Annotated in this window: 22 protein-coding genes; 10 read left to right on the top strand and 12 right to left on the bottom strand. The window is 61.3% G+C overall.

Features of this window, described 5'->3' with window-relative positions:
* Positions 1-241 precede the first annotated feature (241 nt).
* From AERO9A_RS12005 to AERO9A_RS11995, 3 genes are all read left to right on the top strand, one after another.
* Positions 242-1,135 carry a LysR family transcriptional regulator gene (locus AERO9A_RS12005; protein ID WP_159972171.1) on the top strand — a complete coding sequence of 298 codons (894 nt, stop codon included), beginning with the start codon at positions 242-244 and terminating at the stop codon, positions 1,133-1,135.
* Between the two features lie 135 nt (positions 1,136-1,270).
* The gene (locus AERO9A_RS12000) at positions 1,271-2,836 is read left to right on the top strand and encodes a PAS domain-containing methyl-accepting chemotaxis protein (protein ID WP_159972170.1); all 1,566 of its coding nucleotides are present in this window, start codon (positions 1,271-1,273) and stop codon (positions 2,834-2,836) included.
* Positions 2,837-2,917: 81 nt separating this feature from the next.
* On the top strand, positions 2,918-3,511 hold the full coding sequence (locus AERO9A_RS11995; RefSeq protein ID WP_159972169.1) for a tRNA-uridine aminocarboxypropyltransferase: 594 nt from the start codon (positions 2,918-2,920) through the stop codon (positions 3,509-3,511).
* Positions 3,512-3,516: 5 nt separating this feature from the next.
* Here AERO9A_RS11995 and AERO9A_RS11990 read toward each other — a convergent pair whose 3' ends face one another.
* From AERO9A_RS11990 to AERO9A_RS11970, 5 genes are all read right to left on the bottom strand, one after another.
* Positions 3,517-3,885 (bottom strand): glutathione S-transferase N-terminal domain-containing protein, encoded by a 369-nt coding sequence (locus AERO9A_RS11990; protein WP_159972168.1) that lies wholly within the window; start codon positions 3,883-3,885, stop codon positions 3,517-3,519.
* A gap of 58 nt (positions 3,886-3,943) precedes the next feature.
* A complete protein-coding gene (gene folE, locus AERO9A_RS11985) occupies positions 3,944-4,489 on the bottom strand; it encodes a GTP cyclohydrolase I FolE (RefSeq protein ID WP_159972167.1) in 546 nt (181 codons plus the stop codon).
* A gap of 68 nt (positions 4,490-4,557) precedes the next feature.
* The gene (locus AERO9A_RS11980) at positions 4,558-5,118 is read right to left on the bottom strand and encodes a Smr/MutS family protein (RefSeq protein WP_159972166.1); all 561 of its coding nucleotides are present in this window, start codon (positions 5,116-5,118) and stop codon (positions 4,558-4,560) included.
* Between the two features lie 80 nt (positions 5,119-5,198).
* Positions 5,199-5,519, bottom strand: coding sequence for a hypothetical protein (locus tag AERO9A_RS11975; protein WP_159972165.1), 321 nt, complete (start codon positions 5,517-5,519; stop codon positions 5,199-5,201).
* Positions 5,520-5,596: 77 nt separating this feature from the next.
* The gene (locus tag AERO9A_RS11970; protein WP_159972164.1) at positions 5,597-6,193 is read right to left on the bottom strand and encodes a cysteine hydrolase family protein; all 597 of its coding nucleotides are present in this window, start codon (positions 6,191-6,193) and stop codon (positions 5,597-5,599) included.
* 353 nt (positions 6,194-6,546) lie between these two features.
* On the opposite strand from AERO9A_RS11970, the gene prmB reads away from it, so the two are divergent.
* Positions 6,547-7,467: a 50S ribosomal protein L3 N(5)-glutamine methyltransferase gene (gene prmB, locus AERO9A_RS11965; RefSeq protein WP_159972163.1), complete on the top strand. Its 921-nt coding sequence runs from the start codon at positions 6,547-6,549 to the stop codon at positions 7,465-7,467.
* A gap of 120 nt (positions 7,468-7,587) precedes the next feature.
* Here the strand turns inward: prmB and AERO9A_RS11960 are convergent, their stop codons facing one another.
* From AERO9A_RS11960 to AERO9A_RS11940, 5 genes are all read right to left on the bottom strand, one after another.
* Positions 7,588-8,244 (bottom strand): DUF2931 family protein, encoded by a 657-nt coding sequence (locus tag AERO9A_RS11960; protein WP_159972162.1) that lies wholly within the window; start codon positions 8,242-8,244, stop codon positions 7,588-7,590.
* On the bottom strand, positions 8,238-8,879 hold the full coding sequence (locus tag AERO9A_RS11955; RefSeq protein ID WP_159972161.1) for a DUF2931 family protein: 642 nt from the start codon (positions 8,877-8,879) through the stop codon (positions 8,238-8,240). Before AERO9A_RS11955 ends, AERO9A_RS11960 begins: the two co-directional genes overlap by 7 nt.
* The gene (locus AERO9A_RS11950) at positions 8,876-10,780 is read right to left on the bottom strand and encodes a phospholipase effector Tle1 domain-containing protein (RefSeq protein ID WP_159972160.1); all 1,905 of its coding nucleotides are present in this window, start codon (positions 10,778-10,780) and stop codon (positions 8,876-8,878) included. Before AERO9A_RS11950 ends, AERO9A_RS11955 begins: the two co-directional genes overlap by 4 nt.
* A gap of 171 nt (positions 10,781-10,951) precedes the next feature.
* Entirely contained in the window at positions 10,952-11,752 is an 801-nt protein-coding gene (locus AERO9A_RS11945) for a hypothetical protein (protein ID WP_159972159.1), read from the bottom strand.
* A gap of 36 nt (positions 11,753-11,788) precedes the next feature.
* On the bottom strand, positions 11,789-12,781 hold the full coding sequence (locus AERO9A_RS11940; RefSeq protein WP_178111128.1) for an alpha/beta hydrolase: 993 nt from the start codon (positions 12,779-12,781) through the stop codon (positions 11,789-11,791).
* A gap of 124 nt (positions 12,782-12,905) precedes the next feature.
* On the opposite strand from AERO9A_RS11940, the gene aroC reads away from it, so the two are divergent.
* The 5 genes from aroC to AERO9A_RS11915 all read left to right on the top strand — a co-directional run bounded on the left by aroC (position 12,906) and on the right by AERO9A_RS11915 (position 16,525).
* Complete coding sequence (gene aroC, locus AERO9A_RS11935) at positions 12,906-13,997, top strand: chorismate synthase (protein WP_159972158.1); 1,092 nt, start codon at positions 12,906-12,908, stop codon at positions 13,995-13,997.
* A gap of 13 nt (positions 13,998-14,010) precedes the next feature.
* Positions 14,011-15,162: an MFS transporter gene (locus tag AERO9A_RS11930; RefSeq protein ID WP_159972157.1), complete on the top strand. Its 1,152-nt coding sequence runs from the start codon at positions 14,011-14,013 to the stop codon at positions 15,160-15,162.
* A gap of 16 nt (positions 15,163-15,178) precedes the next feature.
* Complete coding sequence (locus AERO9A_RS11925) at positions 15,179-15,718, top strand: acireductone dioxygenase (protein WP_159972156.1); 540 nt, start codon at positions 15,179-15,181, stop codon at positions 15,716-15,718.
* A gap of 61 nt (positions 15,719-15,779) precedes the next feature.
* Positions 15,780-15,971 (top strand): PLDc N-terminal domain-containing protein, encoded by a 192-nt coding sequence (locus AERO9A_RS11920; protein WP_159972155.1) that lies wholly within the window; start codon positions 15,780-15,782, stop codon positions 15,969-15,971.
* Positions 15,968-16,525, top strand: coding sequence for a histidine phosphatase family protein (locus AERO9A_RS11915; protein ID WP_159972154.1), 558 nt, complete (start codon positions 15,968-15,970; stop codon positions 16,523-16,525). The genes AERO9A_RS11920 and AERO9A_RS11915 overlap by 4 nt, the downstream gene beginning before the upstream one ends.
* A 6-nt stretch (positions 16,526-16,531) precedes the next feature.
* Here AERO9A_RS11915 and AERO9A_RS11910 read toward each other — a convergent pair whose 3' ends face one another.
* On the bottom strand, positions 16,532-17,029 hold the full coding sequence (locus AERO9A_RS11910) for a methylated-DNA--[protein]-cysteine S-methyltransferase (RefSeq protein ID WP_159972153.1): 498 nt from the start codon (positions 17,027-17,029) through the stop codon (positions 16,532-16,534).
* Positions 17,030-17,032: 3 nt separating this feature from the next.
* Entirely contained in the window at positions 17,033-17,911 is an 879-nt protein-coding gene (locus AERO9A_RS11905) for a DNA-3-methyladenine glycosylase (RefSeq protein ID WP_159972152.1), read from the bottom strand.
* Positions 17,912-18,231: 320 nt separating this feature from the next.
* On the opposite strand from AERO9A_RS11905, the gene AERO9A_RS11900 reads away from it, so the two are divergent.
* Positions 18,232-18,594 carry a ribonuclease E inhibitor RraB gene (locus AERO9A_RS11900; RefSeq protein ID WP_159972151.1) on the top strand — a complete coding sequence of 121 codons (363 nt, stop codon included), beginning with the start codon at positions 18,232-18,234 and terminating at the stop codon, positions 18,592-18,594.
* Positions 18,595-18,660: the final 66 nt, after the last annotated feature.

Below are 18,660 nucleotides of genomic sequence, written 5' to 3'. Positions count from 1 at the left end.
TCGAGCCGGCGCCTGGTTATGGCTGCATTGTTGGCTCAGCCTGCGAATGGGTTAAATCGCGTTGAGCAAATACTTAGTTCAGTGATTACTGAACTATTGAGCTGGCATCCGTCGACGCGTAGGAGCGGCTTCAGCCGCGATAATCGCGGATAAATCCGCTCCTACAAGAGTTCGAACTCCGCGTTCTTTGGATGTCTGCATGGCGCTACACTGGCGCTCCGTTCATCCGCCGTGCGTCTCCATGTCCTTTGCTTTGCCCGACCTGAAACTGCTGAAGATCTTCGCCGCCGTGGTGCGCCACCAGGGCTTCGCTTCTGCGCAGCAGGAACTGAATCTGTCCACCTCGGCCATCAGCACCTACATGAGCCAGTTGGAAGGTCAGCTCGGCATCGTGCTCTGTCATCGTGGCCGTGGCGGCTTCAGCCTGACCAGCAAGGGCGAACTGTTCCATCAGGAAACCCTGCGCCTGCTCGGCGAGTTGGAAGGCTTCGAACGCTATTCGGCGGCGCTCAAGGGGGAATTGCGTGGCACGCTGAATCTCGGTGTGCTGGACTCCACCGTCAGCGACCCGGCCCTGCCGCTGGCCGAAGTGATTGGCGCCTACAGTCAGGAACACCCCGGCGTGCACCTGCACCTCTCGGTAATGAGCCCCTACGAGTTGCAACTGGCGGTGTTGGATAATCGCCTGGATTTGGCCATCGGCGCCTTTTCCACGCGCATGAACGGCCTGGTTTACCAGCCGCTGTACCGCGAGCAGCATTGGCTTTATTGCAGCGAGCGGCACCCGCTGTTCGCGCAGCGACGCATTCCCGAGGAACTGATCACTCAGCAGCGCATGGTCGGTCGAGGTTATTGGAGCCAGGCCGAATTGGCGCGCCATGGCTTCAAACACAGCGCGGCCACCGTGGAGTCGATGGAGGCGCAACTGATTCTGGTGCTGTCAGGCGCCTATATCGGTTACTTGCCTGAGCATTACGCCCAGCACTGGGTGGAGTTAGGTCGACTGCGGGTGCTATTGCCGGCCACCTTCGGTTATCAGGCGCCATTTTCCTTGATCCTGCGTCGGGGGCGCTCACGCGAGCCCTTGATCCAGACTTTCCGCGATCTGCTCAAGGCGCAGCTAAATGCGGGCTAAGTCTTAACGCTCATGCCTGCCTGGTCGTCATTCATAGGCTAGTTCCTGCTACGACTAATCGCCGATTAGCGCGTATTGAGCTCTGTGCTACTACTTATTGCTGTGCAGTACCTTTCACTTCGCTGAGATGCCTCTATGCGCCAGAACCTCCCCGTTACTCAGCGGGAACGCACTTTCCCAGCAGATGAGCGCCTGATTTCCACCACTGACCTCACTAGCAAAATCACCTACTGCAATGACGCTTTCGTTGCGATCAGCGGTTTCACTCGTGAGGAATTGATTGGCCAGCCGCACAACCTGGTGCGCCACCCTGATATGCCACCTGCGGTTTTCGCTCATATGTGGGAGACCATCAAACAGGGCAAACCCTGGATGGGCGTGGTCAAGAACCGTGCGAAAAATGGTGATTTTTACTGGGTCAGCGCTTATGTGACGCCGGTATATGACGGTGGACGCATGGTTGGGTTCGAATCCGTGCGCTCGCTGCCGAGCGCCGCGCAGAAGCAGCGGGCAGAGAAACTCTATGCGCGCTTGCGTGAGGGTAAGTCAGCCGTTCCTTTACTGGAGCGTTGGACTTACAACTTGATGCGCTCCTTACCGCTGATTTTGGCGGGGCTGATTATCCTGGCCGCCGAGCTGTTCTTGAGCCGCGCAGCGTTGGTCGGCCTCACTGTCGTGGTGATGGTTGGTTTGGGTGTTTATCAACTGCAGCGATCGCGTGCCTTGATCCTGCGTACTCTCAGTGACCACCCCAAGGCTTTTACCAGCGAGCTGGTGGCGCTGACCTACAGCGATAACCGCGGCGCTCAGGCGCTGCTCGATATGGCCATGTTCAGCGAGGAAGCGCGTTTGCAGACTGCGTTGACTCGCCTGGAAGATGCCGGCGAGAACGTCAAGCGGCGAGCGACCGAGGCTGCTGCATTGTCCAGCTCGGGGGCGGATTTGCTCGATCAGCAGCGCTCCGAGACGGACCAGTCGGCCACTGCCATCAATCAAATGGCCGCCACCATTCAGGAGGTGGCGCATAACGTGCAGAACACCTCGCATGCCGCAGGTGAGGCGGATCGCCTGGCCCAGGAGGGGCGCGACCTGGCGGTAGGCAGCTTGGATTCCATGCGGCAGATGGCCAAGGCAGTACACGAGATTGGTCAGGCCGTGAATGAGCTGGCCAATTCCACCCAGTCAATCGGCAGCGTCGCTGATGTGATTACCTCGATTGCCGAGCAAACCAACTTGCTGGCGCTTAACGCCGCCATTGAGGCAGCACGTGCCGGTGAGCAGGGGCGCGGCTTCGCGGTGGTAGCCGACGAGGTGCGTTCGCTGGCCTCGCGCACGCGCGAATCCACTGAGCAGATTCATCAGATCATCGCGGCCCTGCGTGCCGGTGCTGAGCGCGCGGTTGTGACTGCCGGGCGCGGTGAGGATATCTCCAAAGGCAGTGTGGACAGTGTTGAGGCGGTGAAGAATGCACTGGAGGGCATCAGCGGAGCCGTGGCTCGCATTTCCTCGATGAGTCAGCAGATGGCAGCAGCCTCCGAGCAGCAGAGCCACGTGGCCGAAGACATCAATCGGCAGATCACGCGTATCGCTCAGCTCTCCGAAAACAGTGCCGCTCAAGCCCATCAGGGGGCGTCCATTGGCCGTGAGCTGGAGGAAATGGCCGATTACCTGTACAGCTTGGCGGAGCGCTTCAACCGCTGAAGCCCTTAACGCATGCGCTTCAGTCCGGTTTTGGAGCGCATGCCGTTACGCCCTCTGCGCTGTTCGTGGCACACTGCGCGCATGCCTCGTCCGACCTGCCCCCGTTGCCAGCGCCCGCTTAGCCGTTGCCTGTGCGCGTTGATCCCCGACCTCGATAGCCAGACGCGCGTGCTGATTCTGCAGCATCCGAGCGAGACCGCTCACGCTCTGAATACCGCGCGCCTGGCCGCACTGGGCTTGCGTAATGCCGAGCTGCAGATAGGTGAAGTGTTCGACCAATTGTCGCAGTGGCTCGCCCTGCCGGGTTATCGAGCCTGTTTGTTGTTTCCCGGCGATGAGGCAATAGCGCTGCAACCCTGCCAGGCTGATGAGTTGCCGCTGCTGTTGGTGGTACCGGATGGTACGTGGCGCAAAGCACGCAAGCTGCTGCACCTCAATCCATTACTGGCGGCCTTGCCGCGCGTCAGCCTGAGCGCTGCGCCGACGTCGCGCTATCGCCTGCGCAAGGCCCCGGAGGCGGGGGCACTATCGACCATCGAGGCCGTCGTCAGTGCACTTGAAACAGTCGAGGCACCGGCCAGCTTTCAGGCGCTGTTACGGCCTTTCGACGCGCTGATAGACGGGCAGATCGCGGCGATGGGTGAACACACCTATCGCCGCAACCACGGCGGCTGAATGGCTCAGGCCGCGAAGCGCTGATCCAGATAGGCGATGATCGCCTTGGACTCGTACAGCCAGGTGCTTTGGCCGTTTTCCTCGATACGCAGGCAAGGCACCTTGATACGCCCGCCTTGCTGTTCGAGTGTCTGCCGGTGGCTTGCATCGTTCTTGGCGTCGCGCAGTTCAACCGGCAGATTGAGGCGGTGCAGGGTGCGGCGCACCTTGACGCAGAACGGACAGGCGTGGAACTGATACAGCGCCAGTTGTGCGCTGGCGCGCTCCACCTCGGCTTGGGCGGCGGTACTGCGCTTGAGCTTGCGCGGGCGGCTGATCCAGTCGGCGAAGATGACCAACTGACCAAGGCCGATACGCAGTGCTTTGAGCAACATGCTGGAGTCTCCTGAAAATGCAGGCGGCAGCTCTGTGAGCTGAGTGGCCTTCAAGGGGTCAGCGAACCAGATTGAGAAATTCGCTGCGGGTCGAGGGGTTATCGCGAAATTCGCCGAGCATCACCGAGGTGACCATGGACGAATTCTGCTTCTCCACGCCGCGCATCATCATGCACATGTGCTGCGCTTCGATGACCACCGCCACGCCGAGAGCCCCAGTAACCTGTTCGATGGCCTCAGCAATCTGCCTGCTGAGGTTTTCTTGAATCTGCAGGCGGCGCGCGAACATATCGACGATACGCGCCACCTTCGACAAACCGAGCACCTTGCCGTTGGGAATGTAGGCGACATGAGCCTTGCCGATGAACGGCAGCAGGTGGTGTTCGCACAGCGAGTACAGCTCGATGTTCTTGACCAGCACCATTTCGCTGTTGTCAGAGCTGAACAGGGCGCCGTTGGTGACTTCATCCAGCGTTTGCTGGTAGCCACGGCAGAGGTACTGCATGGCCTTGGCGGCACGCTTGGGCGTGTCGAGCAGGCCCTCGCGGGATACATCCTCACCGAGTTGGCCGAGAATGGCGGTGTAGTGTTGTTCCAGGGACATGGAAATACCTGTTGGGTAACGAAGGGCGCAGGGTAGGGCGCCACTGGTTGACTGGCAAGGGTGGCGGCTCAGTATTCGTCGCGGCCGTCCATCATCACGCGCTTGAGCAACACGTACAGCGCACCGGTGCCGCCATGCTTGGCCTGGCAGGAGGTAAACCCAAGCACTGATGGATGCTGGCGCAGCCAGGTGTTGACGTGGCTTTTGATCAACGGTTTGCGGCCATCCATGCGCGCTGCCTTGCCATGGGTCACGCGCACGCAGCGCACCTCCAGCTTGGTGGCTTCGGCAATAAACTCCCAGAGGGTGTCGCGGGCTTTCTCCACGCTCATGCCATGCAGGTCGAGGCTGCCCTCGAAGGGGATCTGGCCGAGCTTGAGCTTACGCATCTGGCCTTCCTGGATGCCGTTACCGGCCCAGTGCAAGGCATCTTCGGCGCCGACATCGATGATGAACTGATCGGACAGGCCATCCACCTTTATTTCGCCCTGGCTGACGGTGGCCGCCTGGCGCAGGGCGCCCAATTGCTTGCGATCAGCCTTGGGTTTGCCGGTGTCGGCGCGGTCGTACTTGATCGGTTTTACGCCGCGCAATTCGGCTTTAAACAGGGAGAAATCGTCGTCTTGCATGGGAGCGCTCCGCGAAACAGGCAGGCATTTTAGGGCCGCCGTTGCTAAGCGTCACCCGGCAGGTGATCGCGGGTGGCGTTTCAATCGCGTTTTTTCAGTAGATGCGGGGAAAGTCCCAGGCCAGAAGGGCGGCGCAGGCGCAGGCGGCAGCGCCGCCAAAAAGCGATACCGGCCCAGAGCAGGAACAACCCTAGCATCAGTACCACGATAGCTTCACCCGTGGAGTCGTTGAGCGCACCCAGAGTTGGCGCGCGGCCAGCCAGCGAAGCCGCGCCGGCCATGGCCAGCAGGATACCGAACGCGGCAAATAGCGCACCGAGCATGGCGCCTAGGCGTAAAGGCCAGCTCTTGGCTGGGCGTGGGCGCAGCCTGCGGGCGTCAAAGTTGTTAGACAGTTTCATGCCGATCCTCTCAGCGGACTGTCGGCGGTAGACCGGCCAAGGCAAGCACGGTTCCTCTGCGCGCTTGCCCGGTCACCTTAGATCAGTGCCTTGGCGTTTGGCACCACGGTGGCGAAATTGTCCCTCAGGGCAACCATCTCGATGCGATGCACCTCGTCTGCGGCAATCACGCCGCCGTCCGGCGTAGGCAGATCGCGCGTGGCGCACGCGGCATCAACCAATGTGCAGCGGTAACCGTAGTCCTTGGCGGCGCGCACCGTGGTGCTGACGCTGGAGTGGGTCATGAAACCGCAGACGATCAGATCAAGATGCCCCAGCGCCTGTAAGCGGTCGTGCAATTCGGTACCTGCGAAGGCATTGGGCAGGCGTTTTTCTACGACAGTTTCGCTTGCCAGCGGTGCGGTTTCCGGCAGTGGGCGACCACGCGGGCCGCTCGGATCGAGCAGACCGCCAGGAATGCCCATATGCTTGACGTGTACCACTGCGGTGCCGGTTGCCCGTGCCGCTGCCAGCAGGTTGGCAATCTCGGTCAGCGCCGGATTCAGGCCGGGCAGGGCGAGCACGCCGCTGCGGTATTCTTCCTGAGCATCGATGATCAGCAGGGTCGCATTCGCCAGGGAGGCCGGTGCGTGTCCACGCCCGGTAATCTGGAACATGGTTTGCGGAAGAGACATCTCTGGGCTCCTGGCTGATGGTGATGATGTGCCATTGTCCGCTTGCCGGGGCGCTCTGTGAACCTCTTGCGCGCTAATACTTGCTGGTGTAGAGAGAATCAGTCGCTCTGGAACCCGCCGCGAACACGAGTGGTCACACGCAAAAGGAGTTGCTCATGTCCCTCATTTCACAGATATCGCCATACTTCTGGCTGCTGTTCTCCCTTGCCGTTGCCATCGCCGTTTTTCGCGAGTTGCGGCGCAAAGACGAGCAGGAATAGCAAATCTTCCGCTTGGCTGTTTGTCTCTAACGCTTGTGCGTGCCTGGCCCGGCTTGGGCTACACTGCTGGGCTTTTTCAGCCGGAGGCCGCCTGTGACTGCTCTTACCACCCGTTTACGCACCCTGCGTGACTACATTCGCTGGGCTGTCAGCCGTTTTCAGGCCGAGCAACTGTTCTTTGGGCATGGCACCGACAATGCGTGGGACGAGGCGCGGCAACTGGTACTGGGGGCATTGCACCTGCCCTGGGAAATCTCCGATGCCTACCTTGATTGCCGCCTGGAAGACGACGAGCATGCCCGTCTGCAAGCCCTGCTAAAACGCCGCATCGACGAGCGAGTGCCTACCGCCTATCTGTTGGGGGAGGCTTGGTTCTGCGGCCTGCCTTTTGTTGTCGATGAGCGCGTGCTGGTACCGCGCTCACCGATTGCTGAGCTGATCGACCGGCATTTCGCGCCCTGGCTGCCGACTGAACCTGCACGCATTCTCGACCTGTGCACCGGCTCCGGCTGTATCGGCATCGCCTGCGCCTACGAGTTCCCCGAGGCCGAAGTGGTGTTGGGCGATCTGTCGTTCGACGCGCTGGAAGTGGCCAACCAGAATATCGAGCGCCATGCTCTGGAGGAGCGCGTTTATTGTGTGCAGGGCGATGGTTTCGGCGGTTTGCCGGGGCAACGCTTCGACCTGATCGTATCCAACCCGCCTTATGTCGATGCCGAGGATTTCGCCGACATGCCTGCCGAATATCAGCACGAGCCAGCCATGGGCTTGGCATGTGGTGACGACGGCCTGGATCTGGTGCGGCGCATGCTGGCCGAAGCGGCCGATCACCTCACCGAGCGTGGCGTGCTGATCGTTGAGGTGGGCAATAGCCAGGTACATGTCGAGGCGCTGTACCCGGAAGTGGACTTCACCTGGCTGGACTTCCAACGCGGCGGGCACGGCGTGTTCCTGCTGGCCGCCAAGCAGTGCCGCGAGCATCAGGAACTCTTCCGTTCGCGGGTCAAGGGCTGAGCGGAGGGGCTTTCGCGGCTGAAGCCGCTCCTACACTTACCTCACCGGAGCGGCTTGAGTCACGATAGGGGCGCGTCGGCTATCCCAGGCTAAATGCCACATTCTACTGTGGCTTGAGCGCTACCATGAGCCGTAGGGAATGCCATGTTGTTCGATATAGGTCCGAGACTCTGGCTCCAGCGGTAAAGCGTATTGCCCGTCTGTTTTACCTTGGGAGGGCCCCTTGGGCTCAACTTCCGCTTGGGCGCGAAAGACTTCGGTAGGGCTGCCGCAGGTGCTCATTACCCAGCCTCTGATTACGCCACCAGGAGCCAGGCCAATGGCCAGCGCCTCGCGGTATTCGCTGGTTTGGCATGGCTTCTCCAGGCGCTCGCTCATCAATTGCCGGGCACGTTCGGGAATTTCCAGGGTGGTGCTGTAGGTTTGGGGTTCTGCCAGGGACTGCCAGCGCACATAAAGACGTTTGGGTAGATCGGCTCCGTTGACATAGCGGCCCTTGCCCCACGTTTTTCTCCAGCCGCTGGCATTACCGCTACCATCCTTCGGGAGGTGGACGGAGGCCGTTCCGCTTCCCACATGGAAGAACTCTTGCCCGCGAATGTCTTCCACATTCGCCGTTTCCACCCAGACTTCCATATAGTCGGGAGCCAGAAAGCCCAGGCGCCAGTATTTGTAGGGCAGGCTGCCAGGGCCTTTGTCGGCATGGGCGCAGCCGCCCAACAGGCTAAGGGCGAGGCCGAGTAACAAGGCTTTTCTTGCAGGCTTGAGCGCTACCATGAGCCGTAGGGAATGCCATGCTGTTCGATGTAGGTTCGAGACTCTGGCTCCAGCGGTAAAGCGTATTGCCCGTCTGTTTTACCTTGGGAGGGCCCCTTGGGCTCAACTTCCGCTTGGGCGCGAAAGACTTCTATGGGGTCGTCGCAGGTGCTCATTACCCAGCCTCTGATTACGCCACCAGGGGCCAGGCCAATGGCCAACGCATGGCGATAGGCAATGGTTGGGCAAGGGTTTTCCAATCGCTCGCTCATCAATTGCCGGGCGCGCTCGGGAATTTCCAGGGTGGTGCTGTAGGTTTGGGGTTCTGCCAGGGACTGCCAGCGCACATAAATACGTTTGGGTAGATCGGCACCGTTGACATAGCGGCCAGCACCCCAACCAAAACGCTCACCCCAGCCTTTGGCATTACCGCTGCCATCTTTTGGGAGGTGGACGGAGACAGTACCGGCCCCCATCTGGAAGAACTTTTGCCCGCGAATGTCTTCCACATTCGCCGTCTCCACCCAGACTTCCATATAGTCGGGAGCCAGAAAGCCCAAGCGCCAGTATTTGTAGGGCAGGCTGCCAGGGCCTTTGTCGGCATGGGCGCAGCCGCCCAACAGGCTAAGGGCGATAAAGAGCAGGAGCGTTCTCATTTGGAATTTCCTCCGGGGATATCGGCATAGCGGGCCCGTTCGCGCTCGACCGGGGCATTGATAAAGAGCACATCGAGTACGCTACCGCCTTTGCCTACGCTGGCGTTCCAGTTGGCCGAAAGGTGTATATAGCGCTGGCGTAGCAAGCGTTCCTCGCGTTCATCCAGTGCACCATTGCCGCTTATGGCCCATGTGACCAGCTTTTCATTAATCGGAACGAGCTCTGTAGGCAGGCTCAGATCTTCAGTGGTCGGCACGTTTTTTAGAGGCACCCCCGCCTCCAACGCCAGCGCATGCATAACCCGCAGATAAACCCGTGAAAGATGGCCATAAACCCGGCGCACGATAGAGGGGGCTGCCTGCACAAACTTCATCTGGTCATCACGGCTGCCGGCAAAGGGCAGGAAGTGCTCCCAAACTTGAGTGGTCAGGGACGCGCTGGTGTCTTGTGGATCAAGCAGGTCGAGCGCACGAACCCTTTGCGTATCGCTCAGGGCGTTGCGGTAGGCCGGGGTATTTTGTGCGGCAGTCGCGCGGCTGACCCAACTGCTATGCGGGCGCGTCATGTAAAGCCGTTCGCTGGCCTCTGGCTGATACCCCCCGCCCAGGTCGGAATGGACGCCAGGCAGGGTGATTTCCCGGTGCGCTGCGGCTACGCGATTGAGGGCGAAATTGCGCCGCCGCTCGTCGCGGGCCACCAGGTGCACCACTTGGCGGGCGCAGTCTGGCGCGAGATAAAGTTCGATGTCGCCGTTGTTGGCATCCGCTGGATTGCCCCAGTCATCCCAGCCACCAATGGCTGCCACGGTGTCGAATAGGCCGATAAAGTTGATGGCCACATGCGTCTGCCAGTTAAAGCCAGCGCTTAGCTTGACCTTCTCAGGCCGCAGTAACTCGGCGAGTGGGCCTTGTTTGCGCTTGCATACCTGATTGGCAAAGTGTCGTGCTGCTGCGGCGCCTCGGCTAAAGCCGAAGATATCCAGCTCCAATGTCCCCAAGGCCGCCTCGGGGTTTTCTCTGACGAACCGGTCTAGGGCTTCCTTCAGCGAGACAAAACTTTCCTCGACCTTGGCCACTACTCCCGTAGCCCCACGCCCCAATGCCTGCCCCGGCATCAACGTATCCTTTTCGCCCGTAGTAGTACCGATGCCGGTGACATAGGCGCGCAAAAAGACCGTAGGTACTTCGTTCTCAAGGGTTGGCTTAGCATCTTCGCGATACAGGCCATACAACCGCCAAATATTGCTGACATCGTTGCCGTAGCTGCTATCGGGGTCGAGCTGATAATCCTGGCAGCGCTGGTAGATGGCCAGGCTCTCCTGCTCGCTGAAATTCAGCGCGGCGGCGCGGCATTGGGCGCCGACTTCGCTATTGCTGGCGTTATTGCCTGTGCCGTCGAAGAACACCCCCACACGTAAGGTGATGCCTTGCTGGGCAGGTGCTTCCAGTTCTTCCTCTTCTTCCTCCTCTTCGAGGCTCCAGGGCGCGGCGTTATCGGCGTGCTCCTGCCAGGCGCGGGCTTGGGGTGCACCTGGGCGCTGCGGTAGGCTCGGCGCGGCAGGCGACAAAGCCTGGGCAGCACCTGCGCTGATGGCCATTGGTGTCGGCGGGGTAAAGGCGGCCGGCGTATGACTGTTGCCAATGATCACCGTGCCTGCGCCGCTGGTGACGACACTGCCATGAGTGCCCGTACTGCCCAGGGTTGCCGCAGGCAAACCGCCGATGATGACATTGGGAATAATGGCGCCGGTGAGGGTGGAACCACAGCCGCAGCCTTGGGTTTGCGTCGCGGCGGGCATGTTTTCGATGATAACGCTGGAAACCCCAGTCACGATTGCGGTTTGCCCGCACATGGGGCATGCGACGGAGTCGCCGATACGGGCGGCGGGTTTGCCTGACATGATTAACGTCCTTATTAATCGTGGCAACGTCGGTATCTTGGCAAGCACAGCGCGGGCCGTATACGCGCGGTTGGTCGACCTATGCTGTGCATCACAGAAACATAGAGCGGTGATGGCTTGCACAGTTCCTGGCGCGATGCCTCAGATTGCTTAACGCCGCTGACCGTTGCCTCAGCGCGTGGCAATCCAGATCAAAAGCCCGGCCTGAAACAGGCTGAAGGCCACCAGGCAGGTGATGGTGAAGCGCAGGCCGCTGTCCTCGCGCTTGAGGCGGTCGACTCGATCTTGCAGCTTGCGTAGCGCTGTTTCCTGTTCCTGCAGGTTTTGGTCGGCCTTTTGCAGCATCGCGGCGGCGTCCAGCAGTTCGAGAATCTGCACCTTCTCGGCGTGCCAGTCGCCATGCAGGGAGCTGACCCGTGGTGCGCTGTAGAAGGGTTTGAGCTGCAGTGGGTCGCTGTATTCGACAGTGAAGCCTTGTGCTTTCACCGCATGGTCGCGACGGGCGCAGGCGGCTTCGTTGAAGTTGTCCTTGGTTGGCAATGCACCGCCTTCGACGGTGTAGTGGGCAAACTGCTTGCGCGCCCAGGTAATGCCCTGAGCCATGAGAAAACGTCCCAGGCCACGGTTGGCTGGCTCTACGGTGAAGCCTTTGTCCGGGCCGAAACGCACTTCTTTACGTTGATGGTCAGCCCAGACTTCCAGCATGTTCTGCTGACGATGCAGGCGTTGGCCGGGCACCTGGATAGTCAGGCGCAACATGCTCATATCCCTGGCATGGCGCTCCACACGGCCCAGTTGGACGAAACGCAGTGGTCTTGGCCCGGTTTCGCGGTCGATAGGCAGGGGGGCCAGGCGTAGCAGGCTGAAGTGTTCTGCCGCCAGGTCAGCCCAGGGGTGTGGCGCGGCAGGTTGTTCTTCTGCTGCGGCTGCGGCGTCGACGGCTTGCGCCTGCGGGGCTGGGTTCTCGCTCATGGGCGTCCTGTGCGCTTGATCGGATCATTAGGCTGGTTATCGACCGCTTTTCTCTGCGCTGGAGCGAATGAAGGCGACTATCTGCTCACCCAGCGCACGGGCCAAGGGTAGCTGCGGATTGTCGTAGGACGCTAGTTGTTCGTTCCAGGGCGCTGGGGTGATCCGCATGATGTGGTTCATGCCGGGGATCAGCACCCGCTCGGCATCGGGTTTGGCCTGCTTGAGTACATCAGCGTTGTCCGGGCTGACCTGGGCGTCGTGCGTGCCTTGCACGATCAGGGCGGGCATTTGCAGCGCGGCGAAGTTCTCGGCCGGGTTTTGCCGTAGCAGGGTGATCAGGTAAGGCTGCACGCTGGGGCGATAGATCGCTTGCAGTTCTTTGGGCACCTGCGGTTGCAGTTGGCCACGAATCAGGTTGGCCAGAATGTGCCGACTTTCGGCCAGCAGGGGGGGTGGCAGGCGCATGGCCAGTTGCATATCCAGCACCTGGCCGATGGGGTAGGCGGGCCCGGCGATGGACACCAGCGCATCAGCCTGGCTGGCGGGTGCCGCTAGGCTGGCGATCAGCGCGCCCTCACTGTGGCCGATAAGGATGAGTTGGTTGAAGCGTGGGTCGGCCCTGAGCAATCTGGCCCAACCTTCGGCATCAGCCACGTAGCGCTCGACGCTGAGATTCTTTTCGTCCGGAGTGGCGGTACGACTGGCGGCCACACCGCGTTTGTCATAACGCAGGCTGGCGATGCCATTGCGCGCCAGCACCTGGGCCAGCTTTTTCAGGGCATCGTTATGGCCGCCTTCGGGGTTGTTGCCATCGCGGTCGGTGGGGCCAGAGCCTGCAATTAGCAGGGCAACCGTTACCGGTTTATCGCTTTGCGGCACCAGCAGACTGCCGTACAGGGTACCTTGGTCGGTGTCTAGGCTGACGGGCAGTTGCCGCGTGGTGTTGGCCTGGGCCAGGCCGGTGAGCAGAGTGAGGGACAAGAGCAGGGCTCGCAGCATGATGAACTTGAGGTAGTGGCGGACTGGCATTGGACGTTTGCGCGCGCGCAAGGTTCGGGGTGAACTGCAAGGGGCTGGCAGGTATACTCGCCGACCTTGTGAATTGGGCCTGCGTAGCGCCGGGCCTGAGCTGAATCTCGCGGAGCCTCTTCCCATGTCCGGCAATACCTACGGCAAGCTGTTCACCGTCACCACTGCTGGCGAAAGCCATGGCCCGGCGCTGGTCGCCATCGTCGACGGTTGCCCGCCCGGTGTCGAGATTACCCTGGAAGACCTGCAGCGCGACCTCGACCGTCGCAAGCCGGGCACCAGCCGCCACACCACGCAGCGCCAGGAAGCTGACGAGGTGGAAATTCTCTCCGGCGTGTTCGAGGGCAAGACCACCGGCTGCTCCATCGGCCTGCTGATCCGCAATACCGACCAGAAGTCCAAGGACTACTCGGCCATCAAGGATCTGTTTCGCCCGGCCCACGCCGATTACACCTACCACCACAAATACGGCCTGCGCGATTACCGTGGCGGCGGCCGCAGCTCGGCGCGCGAAACCGCCATGCGCGTGGCCGCTGGCGCCATCGCCAAGAAGTTCCTGGCCAGCCAGGGCATCGTCATCCGTGGCTACATGAGCCAGCTCGGCCCCATCGAGATTCCGTTCAAGACCTGGGATTCGGTGGAGGAGAACGCCTTCTTCAGCCCTGATCCTGCCAAAGTGCCGGAGCTGGAGGCTTACATGGATCAACTGCGCCGCGACCAGGATTCGGTCGGTGCGAAGATTACCGTGGTGGCCGAAGGGGTGATGCCGGGCCTCGGCGAACCGATTTTCGACCGCCTCGATGCCGAACTGGCCCACGCGCTGATGAGCATTAATGCGGTCAAGGGCGTGGAGATCGGCGCTGGCTTCGCCTGCGTCGCCCAGCGCGGCACTGAGCACCGTGACGAACTGACCCCGGAGGGTTTTCTCTCCAACAATGCTGGCGGCATTCTCGGTGGTATCTCTAGCGGCCAGCCGATTGTCGCCCACCTGGCTCTGAAACCGACCTCCAGCATCACCACGCCGGGGCGTTCCATCGACGTCGACGGCAACCCGGTGGATGTCATCACCAAGGGCCGTCACGACCCTTGTGTCGGCATCCGTGCTACACCGATTGCCGAGGCGATGATGGCCATTGTGCTGATGGATCACCTGCTGCGTCACCGCGCGCAGAACGCCGACGTGCGCGTCACCACACCGGTGCTGCCGCAACTGTGATTCGGGTAGCGGCATGAGCGCGGCCCTGCCGTACTGGCGGCTGTCCGGTTTTTACTTCTTCTACTTTGCCCTGCTCGGCGGTACGGCGCCGTTCTTGGCGCTGTACTTCGACCACCTGGGCTTTGCTCCGGCGCGCATCGGCGAGCTGATCGCCATTCCCATGCTGATGCGCTGCCTTGCACCGAACCTGTGGGGTTGGCTGGGCGATCACACCGGCCAGCGCCTGCTGATCGTGCGCTTTGGCGCGCTGTGTACCCTGGTCTGCTTCGCCGGCATCTTCTTCAGCCAGAGCTACGCCTGGCTGGCGCTGATCATGGCCACGCACGCCTTCTTCTGGCATGCGGTGCTGCCGCAGTTCGAGGTCATCACCCTGGCTCATCTGCGCGAGCAGGCGGCGCGCTACAGCCAGATTCGCCTGTGGGGCAGCATCGGTTTTATCGTCGCTGTAGTCGGCCTGGGCCTGCTGTTCGAGTGGCTGAGCCTGGACGCGTATCCGGCTGCGCTGCTGGTGATTATGGCCGGTATCGTCGCCAGCAGTTTCTGGGTGCCCAATGTGCAGCCCGTGCTGCGCCCGAACACGCTGGAGTCGGAGGGTTTTCTGCGCCAATTGCGCCGCCCCGGTATCCTTGCGTTCTATGTTTGCGTTGGGCTGATGCAGTTGAGCAACGGCCCGTACTACACCTTTCTGACTTTGCACCTGGAGGGCGTTGGCTACACTCGCGGCGCCATTGGCCTGTTCTGGGCGCTGGGCGTGGTGGCGGAGATTCTGTTGTTTCTGGTCATGGCGCGGTTGCTGCAGCGTTACTCGCTGCGCACCGTATTGCTGGCCAGCTTCCTGATTACCGCCGTGCGTTGGCTGCTGCTGGGCAATTTGGCTCAGTATTTGCCGGTGCTGTTGCTGGCGCAGTGCATGCACGCCGCCACCTTTGGCGCCTTCCATGCTGCGTGTATCCACTTCGTGCAGCGCAGTTTCGCCGACCGCCAACAGGGCCAGGCGCAGGCGCTGTATGTCAGCCTGGCCGGAATCGGCGGTGCCTTTGGCGCGCTGTATGCCGGCTATAGCTGGAAGAGCTTGGGCCCGGCCTGGACCTTCGCCATCGCCAGTCTGGTAGCCTTGCTGGCCGCCTTCATCATTGCCACCCGTCTGCCGCCCGAGCAGCCCTGAATCGAGTGAACCCGTCATGAGCAGCCTCGCCGTCCATCTGCATACCGCCCCGGAACTGCCGAACAAGGTGCTGAACCACGCCGACGATATCGCCAGCACCCTGGCGGCGGCGGGCATCGACTATCGCCAGGTGGAGCTGCCGACCGAATTGCGCCCCGGTTGCGAACAGGCCGAGTTCGATGCCGCTTATGGTCTGTGGCTGCAAGCGCTGATGGGCCAGGAAGGTCATGTGCAGCAGGAGTTGTTCAATCTGCAGCGCAACCATCCGCAGAAACTGGAGCTGCGCGCGCGCCATCTCGACGAGCAGGTACAGGCGAGCACCAGCGCCTGGTTGTTCATCGGCGGTTTTGCCCAGCTCAGCGTGCGCCTGGATGACTACGTCTATGTCCTGCGCGGCGAGCGCGGCGATCTGCTGAGTGTGCCGGCTGGCACGCGCCACTGGTTCGATCTGGGTGAGGAGCCGCATGCGTTGGTGGTGCGCCTGAGTGCCAGCGAGCAGGCGCCTGTGCGTACCGATGACGATATCGCCAGCCGCTTTGCCCGCCTCGGCGATTGAGGGAACCCGCGCCAGCCGCTGACTATCCTATGAAGACAACCTCTCAGACAGGAGTGTCGTCATGGGTTCTATGTTCAATGGGCTGATCGGCCTGGTCATCTTCGCCCTGGATATCTGGGCCATCCTCAACGTGATCAAGAGTAGCGCCGAAACCGGGATCAAGATTCTGTGGATCTTGCTGATCGTGCTGTTGCCGGTGCTCGGTTTGATCATTTGGGCGCTGATGGGCCCACGCGGCAACGTCAGGTTATGAGCCGCCTATGGCTAATGGTTCTGATGCTGTTGCCGCTCTGGAGCAGCGCTGCGCAGAATGCCGAGGCTTGGCAGGCGCTGCGCGAAGGGCGGGCATTATTGCTGATGCGGCATGCCACCGCGCCGGGTACGGGCGATCCGGCTAATTTCCGTCTTGGCCAGTGCGTAACCCAGCGTAATCTCAATGAACAAGGACGAGCCGAGGCGAGACGTTGGGGCGAGTTGTTAACACGTCAGGGCATCGAGCAGCCGCGTCTTCTCAGTAGCCGCTGGTGTCGCGCGCAGGATACCGCCAGCAACATGCAGCTAGGCTCTGTGCAGTCATTGCCTGCACTGGATTCATTCTTCGGGCAGCCCGAAGATGGCGCCGAACAAACCGCCGAGCTGATTCGCGCGATCAACGTCTTGCCGGTCGGAGCGCCTTTGGTGCTGGTTTCCCATCAGGTCAACATCACCGCGTTGACGGGTATCTTTCCTGCCTCTGGTGAAGCCCTGATCCTCGCGTTGCCATTGCAGCGCAATATGCAGCCATTGGCGCGTATTCCCGCGCCGTAGCTGAAGCTATAGCGCTAAGTGCGTCTGCCTCGGTTGCAGCACACCTTCCAATTCCAGCAAGCGCTGCTTACGCGGCAGTCCCCCGGCATAGCCGGTAAGGCTGCCGTTGCGGCCGATTACGCGATGGCAGGGCACGATAATGGAAATCGGGTTGGCGCCATTAGCTGAGCCGACCGCGCGCACCGCATTGGGGCGGCCTATGACCTCGGCAAGCTGCGAGTAGCTGCAGGTGCTGCCGTAGGGAATAGCCAGCAGTGCTTGCCACACGGCCTGCTGGAAGGTGGTGCCACGTGGCGCCAGGCGCAGCTCGAACTGACGGCGTTGGCCTGCGAAGTATTCGTCGAGTTGGCGGCATACGCTGTCCAGTTCATTCGTGGCGGGGCGCCAGCCTGGCTCGATGCGCCACGGATGGCTGTCGAGCTCCATCAGCAGCAGGTGCAGGCCGTTCTCGTGGCCTGCGATAAACAGCTCTCCGAGTGGGCTGTCGTGGTAGCGGTAATGCATGCATCAACCTCCTGAGTAGCACTGCCAAAGGTGGGCTGCAGCGTAGGCTCGCCAGGGACGCCAAGCCTCGGCGCGACGTTGCAGACGCCGCGCATCGATGCCGTCGGCCCCCCATATCGGCGCTTTGAGCAAACCCAGATCGCTGGCTGGAAAGGCGTCTGCCTCGCCGAACGCGCGCAGGGCGATGTATTGCGCCGTCCATGGGCCGATGCCGGGCAGAGCGCAGAGTTGCTCGATCAGTGCGGCGCTGCCGTCTTGAATCTGCAGTTTCAGGCTGCCATCGGCAATACGCCCAGCGAAATGCTGTAGGCACTGCACGCGTTTACCGGGCATACCGATACCGGTGAGGTCGGCTGCGGCGAGCACCTGCGGGGTCGGGAACAAATGGCTGATACTCGGCGCATGCGCTGTTTCGATCCGCGCGCCGAAACGCTGCACCAAGCGCCCGACTATGGTGACCGCTGCCTTGACCGTGACCTGTTGACCCACGATGGCGCGTACGGCTTGCTCGAACGGATCGAACGCCACCGGTAGGCGCAGGCCGGGGTTGCGCAGCAGAAGCGGTGCGAGCAGCGGGTCGGCGCTGAGGTGCTGGGCGATTACCTCGGGCTGACAGTCGAGGTCGAACATGCGCCGCACGCGCCGTTCGAGTTCGGTTACATGAGCAGGGGCGGCTGACTCACAACATAGCGCCAGCGCGTTCAGCGCAGGCTGTGGCGTTACCTGAAGCCAACTATGCAGGCCGTTGATGCTGAAACCGCGGCTATAGCTATCTGCGCTCAGCGATTCCAGTCCGGGAATCGCGCGCAGGGCGAAATGACTGTGGAATTGCTGCCAATCCCAGGGCGCTTGATAGGGCAGAAGCAGGGTGATCATGTTCATGGCTCGCACCCTAGCTTGCTGTTGATGGCTTGTCAGCGTGCACATGACCTTCAAACTGCGAAAGGTGCGCGCGAGTCGCCAAAGCTCGATACCGTCGCAGCTAGATGCCTTGTTACAAGGCGGCTGGACGAACTTCCCAGATAGTGTCTAGTCTGTAGCTAAGCGCCCGATATTCGCGTCGGGCGTTTGTCGTTGCGCTTCGGAACACACGTCAAGCTAGCTTGATCTCGGGGCGGCACCTTTGGTCGCCGCGCCACCGTTCGGTTGGAACGGTTGCAATGGGCACGCGGATCATCCATCGCCTGAGAGGAGGTCGTTTCATGAGCACAGCCATGCATGAAGATGCCAGCACCTCGGTGCTGCGCCGGATGAAAGAGGGCGGTTTCGATTTCGCCCAGTTTCACCCCATCGAGTTCTACGCCATTTTCCCCGATGAGGAGCGGGCACGAATGGCCGCAGGCCAGTTTCGCGGCGAGTCTCTCAATACCCAGATCACTGCCCGTGCGGACGGGGTCTGGCACTTGCAGGTCAGCAAAGTGATGTACGCCACCGGTGTAGGAATTGGCGCGTTCGAGCAGAACCTGGAGTCCATTGTCGCCCCGCTGGGGGGCATGCTCGACGGCTGGGGCGTCACTCAAGAGATACGCCCCAGCAAAGCGGATTTACAGTCGTCAGCACGTTAGCCATCGGCGTGCGGATGAGCCGCTTATCAGGCTCATCCGCGCCTCGACTTGATTCTTGTCATCGCG

The sequence above is a fragment of the Pseudomonas sp. 8Z genome (genome assembly GCF_902506535.1).
Taxonomy (GTDB): Bacteria; Pseudomonadota; Gammaproteobacteria; order Pseudomonadales; family Pseudomonadaceae; genus Aquipseudomonas.
Note: the sequence above shows the minus strand (reverse complement) of the source record. Positions and strands in the feature narration are given on the sequence as shown.